Here is a 5,917-nt window from a genome sequence, read left to right on the forward strand (position 1 = left end):
GTTCGGGTGGGCTCCGGCCAGTACGGCGAGCATCGCTGAAGCGCGGGTGCGGTACGGGCAGTCGCGTACGGCTTGCAGCAGGGGCTCGGTGTCGCCGTTGTGGGCCGTCAGCCAGCCTGCCAGTTCGATGGCCGCCTCCTCCTCCGGGTAGTGCTGGGCGAGTACGCCGAGCAGGCCGGCGGGGGGCGCGTCGGCGAGTTCGCCCAGCAGTGGGACGTCGCGGCCGTCGGCCAGCATCCGGTCACGGGTCGCGCTCGTGCCGAGCGGCGTCAGGCGGACCAGGGGGCCGGGCTCGGCCAGCCTGGCGAGCAGGCGTTCGCACACTTCAGGAGGCAGCGGCGGCGGCGGGTCGTCCTCGGCGTCGGAGGGGCGCAGGTCGCTGGAGTACAGCTCGTCGGCGACGCCGTGGCTCAGCTCGACCGCGCCCAGCTCGGCCAGCGCGGCGAAGGCGGCATCGAGGTCGGCGTCGACCCCAGCGCGCCAGCGCTCGTCCTCCTCGACCAGGTACTTCTCCCGGCAGGCCAGCCACACCGTCTCCTTGAGCCGGGCCACCGGGAGGGGGGACGGCATGCCGTACAGGCTGTTGAGGACGTCGGGAATGATCTCGTCGAACCACTCGGACAGGATCGAGCCGCCCGAGCCGATCTCCGCCCCGAGCTCGAAGAACCGCTCGAAGGCCCGCCGCCACAGCGCCTCCGGGTCGCGGACCAGGGGCGCGGCCTTGGCGGTGCGCCGCAGGCGGCCCTTGACCACGCGGACCAGGCCGGCCTTCCGCGCCCAGACCGGCAGCGGCTCCGGCGACTCGACGCCGAGCAGCCCGGCCAGCTCGCGGGCGTCGGCCGCGCGCAGCCTGCCCTTGGGGGTGAGCTGCCGGTCATCGGCCCATTCGTACAGCAGCTTCAGCCGGCGGACGGTCTCGCTGCGCGCCGCGGCCTCGGCCGCCTCGGCGGGGAGCGGGACCGTCACCGGCGGCTGCGCGAACGCCCGCTCCTCCTCCTGGTCCGGCTGCGTGAACTGGGCCAGGGCCAGCTCGTCCAGCAGGTCGTGGTCGTAGGGCACGCGCCCGGCGTCGATGTCCTCCTGGAAGCGGTCCAGGGCGTGCTGGTCGTGGAGGTCGACGCCGCGGTCCAGCGCCAGCAGGGTCCAGAACTTCGCGAGCGACTGCCGCCGCGGATCGGCGACGACGTCCGGATAGTCGGCGGCGACCTCGGAGATCGCGACCGCGAGCGCCTCCGGGCCGAGGCCACGGGGGTCGAGCAGCCCGGTCGCCGCCAGGTGCCGCAGCAGGGTCAGCAGGGTCTCGGGGGCGCGCTCCAGTACGTCCTGGTCGGCGACGACATAACGCGGGACGTACTCACCGAGGAACCGGCGGACCTGGTCGCGCCCCCAGTACGCGAGCCGGCCGTCCACGCTCACATGCCGCGATTCGAGCGCCGCGGCGAGCACCACCTCGTCGGCCCGCGAGCCACGCTCGGCCGCCCAGGCGGCGCACCTGCGGACGATGAGGTCTTTGGCCGCCTCGAACTCCTCGTCCTCATCCGGCTCGAAATAAGTCCTCACGTCTCACTCCGTCGCTACCGCATCGGGACCACGCGTCACCCAAGTGTGGCAGCAATCACTACCCGAGCGATCACTACCCGAGCGATCACTACCCGAGCGATCACTACCCGGCGAGCGTCCATGTGCCGTCGAGACGGAAGGGATAAAGGGCCACCGGGAACTCCACGTCCCACTCGGCGGTGAGCGAGCCGCCCAGCAGCAACTGGAGGCGGCGGGAGCGGGCGGCCCAGTTGTCGGCCGTTGCGGCGTGGGTCCGGAGTACGGCGTCGGTCTCGTGTGCGGGTAGCTCGTCCATCGACGCGGGGCCCTTGGTGATCGTCACGACCAGGTGGTCGAGCCAGAGCCGGGTGGCCTGGATCTTGTCGATGTCGTAGCTGATGAACTTGTACCAGCCGACCCGCACGCCGCCGGACCGGAACTCGAAATCGGCCCGCACCCGGGGGTCGCGATCCACGCCGACGTCGGGCAGGATGAACGCGGCCGGGCTCAGCCCGTTTGGCATCGTGATCCCCTCTTGACGGCCTGCAACCCTGATCGCCAGTCTTGTCAGGCGGCCGTCCCATGCACATGAGTAGCCCCATACTCACCCGAAGATCTACAGGGTTTTATCGCCTTGCGGGACGCCACGCAAAGTGCCAGGCTCATTACCGTACGTTGGCCACCATGAGAGGCAGCCCATGCACGCCTTCACGTTGCCCGGCTTTTACGTGCCGCACCCGGCGCGGCTCAACCCCCATGTGGAACGCACCCGCGCGCACAGCACGGCGTGGGCCAGGGAGATGGGCATGCTCGACTCGCCCAAACCCGGCGGCGGGGTCATCTGGGACGAGCCCGAGCTCCACCGGATGGACTACCCGTTGATGTGCGCCTACACCCATCCCGATTGCGACGGCCCGGCGCTCGATCTGGTCACCGACTGGTACATCTGGGTCTTCTTCTTCGACGACCATTTTCTGGCCCACTACAAGCACACCGGCGACACCGAGGGCGCGCAGGCGTACCTCGACCGCCTGGAGCGCTTCATGACCATGGACGGCGAGACCCCGCCGGAGCCGACCAACCCGTGCGAGGCAGGGCTCGCCGATCTGTGGGCGCGCACGGTGCCGGCGATGTCGGACGGCTGGCGGCGGCGGTTCATCACCAGCACGCACAACCTGATGGTCGAGTCGATGTGGGAGCTCGACAACATCAACAGGGGGCGGATCGCCAACCCGATCGAGTACGTCCAGATGCGCCGCCGGGTGGGCGGCGCACCGTGGTCGGCCAACCTGGTGGAGTACGCCGTGCGCGCGGAGGTGCCCGACCGGCTGGCCGCGACGCGGCCGATGGAGGTCCTGGCCGACACCTTCGCCGACGCCGTCCACCTGCGCAACGACCTGTTCTCCTACGAGCGCGAGGTCCGTGAGGAGGGCGAGAACGCCAACGCGGTGCTGGTCTTCGAGCGGTTCTTCGGCTGCTCCACGCAGGAGGCCGCCGAGCTGGTCAACGACCTGCTGACCTCCCGGCTCCAGCAGTTCGAGAACACCGCGCTGACCCACGTCCCGGCGCTGCTCGCCGACCGGGCCTGCCCGGCGCACGAGCAGGTCGCGGTGGCCGCCTACGCCAAGGGCCTGCAGGACTGGCAGTCCGGCGGGCACGAGTGGCACGCCCGGTCCAGCCGCTACATGAACGACGAGCTGGCGACCGGCGACGGGCCCGCAGTGGGCGCGCCGTCGTTCGGGTTCCCTGCGCTCGGCTCCTCGGCGGCCACCTGGCTGCTGCCCACGCCCGACCGGCCGGGGCTACGCCAGCGGGTGCGGCAGCACTCGTTCACCCCGTTCCGGCCGGTCGGCCACCTGCCGGTGCCCGACCTCTACATGCCGTTCCCGGTGCGCACCAGCCCGCACCTTTCGGCCGCGCGCGAGCACGCGGTGGCCTGGGCCCGCCGGATGGGGATGTTCGAGTCGCTGCCGGGGGTCGAGCGCGGCGCGCTGTGGACCGAGCGGGAGTTCGTCGGGTACGACTTCCCGTACTGCGCCGCCAACATCCACGCCGACGCCGACGCCGAGCAACTGTTCATCTCCTCGGAGTGGCTGTCGTGGGGGACCTACGCCGACGACTACTACCCGCTGGCCTTCGGCGCCCGCCGCGACCTGGCCACGGCCCGGCTCACCAACGAGCGGCTGCTCGCGCTCATGCCGCTCGACCTCGACGCCCCGGTGACGGTGGCCGCCGCACACCCGCTGGAGCGCGGGCTCGACGACCTGTGGCGGCGTACGGCGGGGCGCCTGGGCGACGAGGCGCGCGCCCGGTTCCGCAAGACCATCGAGGTGATGCTGGAAAGCTGGCTGTGGGAGCTGGCCAACCAGGCCCAGAACCGCATCCCCGACCCGATCGACTACGTCGAGATGCGCCGCAGGACCTTCGGCTCCGAGCTCACCATCGCCCTGGCCCGGCTGCCGCACGCCCACCTGGTGCCCGAGGAGCTGTACCGGCACCGGGTGATGCGCGAGCTGGAGACCGCCGCGAGCGACTACGCGTGCTTCATCAACGACTTGTTCTCCTATCAGAAGGAGGTCGAGTTCGAGGGTGAGCTGCACAACATCGTGGTGGTCGTCGAGCACTTCCTCGACGTCGACCGGCTGAAGGCGCGCGACGTCGTGGCGGGCCTGATGGAGGCGCGGATGCGGCAGTTCGAGCACATCGCGTCGGTGGACCTGCCGGCCATGTTCGAGACGCTGAAGCTGGGCGACAAGGTGCGCGCGGCGCTGCTGCGCGAGACCGACGCGCTGAAGGAGTGGATGTCCGGCATCCTCGCCTGGCACCAGGAATGCGAGCGCTACGCCGAGCCGGAGCTGCTGAGCAGGTACCGGCCCGCCGGCCCGCACGCGGAGTTCGCCCTGCTGCCCTCCGGGCTCGGCACATCCGCGCTGCGAGTCGCGAGCCGCCCCTGGTCAAAGGATGTTGACCTTAGGTAATCTTTTGACTACACAGGGAAGTCCGGGGGGTCACGCATGCGGCATGCCTCACTACAGTTCGCGATCTTGGGGCCACTCGATGTCCGGCGTGGCGGCCAGACGATCGTCGTCAACGCCGCCAAACAGCGGGTCATCCTGGCCGCGCTTCTCCTGTCCGCCAACCGGGTGGTCATGGCGGACGACCTGATGGAGCGGCTGTGGCACGACCGCTTCCCGCGCGACGCGCGGGCGTCGCTGCAGACGCACCTGGCCCGGCTGCGCCGGGTGCTCGGCGACGGCCACGGGTCGTGCCAGTCCATCCATACGAGTCCGGGCGGCTACTTCATCGAGGTGGCCGCCGACGATCTCGACCTGCTGCGGTACCGCGACCTCCTCGACCAGGCGTCCCGTGCCGAGACCGTGGGCGACCTGGCCGGGGAGGCCCGGCTGCTGCGCGAGGCGCTGGGGCTGTGGCGGGGCCCGGCGCTGGCCGACATCGCCTCCGACTCGCTGGTCCGCGACGAGGTGCCGCAGCTCACCGAGGAGTGGTTCCGGGCGCTGCACCGGCGGTTCGACGTGGAGCTGACGCTGGGCAACCACGCCGAGATCGTGGCGACCCTGCGTCGGCTGGTGCTCAAGCATCCGCTCCGCGAGCGGTTGTGCGGGCAGCTCATGATCGCGTTGTTCCGGTGCGGGCAGCAGGTGGAGGCGCTGAAGGTCTATGACTCGGTGTCGGCGGTGCTGCGTCAAGAGTACGGCCTGGACGTGGGGGATGAGCTGCACGACCTGCACCAGGCCGTGCTGACCCGTGACCCGGTGCTGGCCACCGAGCGCGGCTGGCACCGAAGCCTGGCCCGCCGCGCCCTGTGAACCACCGCCGCGCACCGGCGGTCAGCCGGCCTTGTCGGCCACCAGCACGCGGAAGGCCAGGCCGGGCACATCGTGGCGGCGGCCGGTGGTGAAGCCGGCCGCGGTGAGCATCCGGTCGTACGCCGCGATCGAGTGGACCTCCCCCTCGTACGTCCAGGCCAGCATCAGGATCGAGAACAGGTGCGGGGCCGGGTCGTCGGCCGGGTTCTCGTCGCCGAGCGTGAAGCCGACCAGCACGATCTTGCCGTCCGGCTTCAGCGCGGGCGCCAGCCGGGCCAGCAGTTCGCCCGCCCGCTGCTCGGAGAAGTGGTGCAGCACGTTGGTGACCAGGATGGCGTCGTACGGCCCGCCGAGGGGCACCTGGAACATGTCGCCGGGCACCTGGTGCAGCCGGTCGCGCACGCCCAACTGGTCGGCGTGCGTCTCGACCTGGGTGAGCACATTGGGCCAGTCCAGCGCCCAGACGTTCGCCCGCGGGTTGCGCTGGGCCAGCGTCAGGCCGTACAGACCGTGGCCGCAGGCGACGTCGAGCACGTCGATGGACTCCCGCC

General features: G+C 71.0%; 5 protein-coding genes. 2 read left to right on the forward strand and 3 right to left on the reverse strand.

Annotated features, from left to right (window positions below; all coding sequences use genetic code 11):
• Both C1I98_RS33975 and C1I98_RS33980 read right to left on the reverse strand, forming a co-directional pair.
• Positions 1 to 1,560: hypothetical protein (locus C1I98_RS33975; protein ID WP_158558294.1), on the reverse strand; the 1,560-nt coding region annotated here is incomplete at its 3' end.
• A gap of 103 nt (positions 1,561 to 1,663) precedes the next feature.
• Positions 1,664 to 2,062: a hypothetical protein gene (locus C1I98_RS33980; RefSeq protein WP_111171434.1), complete on the reverse strand. Its 399-nt coding sequence runs from the start codon at positions 2,060 to 2,062 to the stop codon at positions 1,664 to 1,666.
• Positions 2,063 to 2,237: 175 nt separating this feature from the next.
• On the opposite strand from C1I98_RS33980, the gene C1I98_RS33985 reads away from it, so the two are divergent.
• A complete protein-coding gene (locus C1I98_RS33985) occupies positions 2,238 to 4,517 on the forward strand; it encodes a terpene synthase family protein (RefSeq protein WP_111171435.1) in 2,280 nt (759 codons plus the stop codon).
• Positions 4,518 to 4,583: 66 nt separating this feature from the next.
• Positions 4,584 to 5,366 (forward strand): AfsR/SARP family transcriptional regulator, encoded by a 783-nt coding sequence (locus tag C1I98_RS33990; protein WP_158558295.1) that lies wholly within the window; start codon positions 4,584 to 4,586, stop codon positions 5,364 to 5,366.
• A 21-nt stretch (positions 5,367 to 5,387) separates the two neighbouring features.
• Here C1I98_RS33990 and C1I98_RS33995 read toward each other — a convergent pair.
• Positions 5,388 to 5,917, reverse strand: a 530-nt coding sequence (locus C1I98_RS33995; RefSeq protein ID WP_146607809.1) for an SAM-dependent methyltransferase, incomplete at its 5' end; no start/stop codon positions are given.

The organism is Spongiactinospora gelatinilytica, assembly GCF_003236385.1.
Lineage (GTDB): Bacteria > Actinomycetota > Actinomycetes > Streptosporangiales > Streptosporangiaceae > Spongiactinospora > Spongiactinospora gelatinilytica.

What these genes read in the sequence shown, in the direction of transcription:
- C1I98_RS33980 (WP_111171434.1), bottom strand. Translation starts at nt 2,062, where the DNA reads ATGCCAAACGGGCTGAGCCCGGCCGCGTTCATCCTGCCCGACGTCGGC.
- C1I98_RS33985 (WP_111171435.1), top strand. Translation starts at nt 2,238, where the DNA reads ATGCACGCCTTCACGTTGCCCGGCTTTTACGTGCCGCACCCGGCGCGG.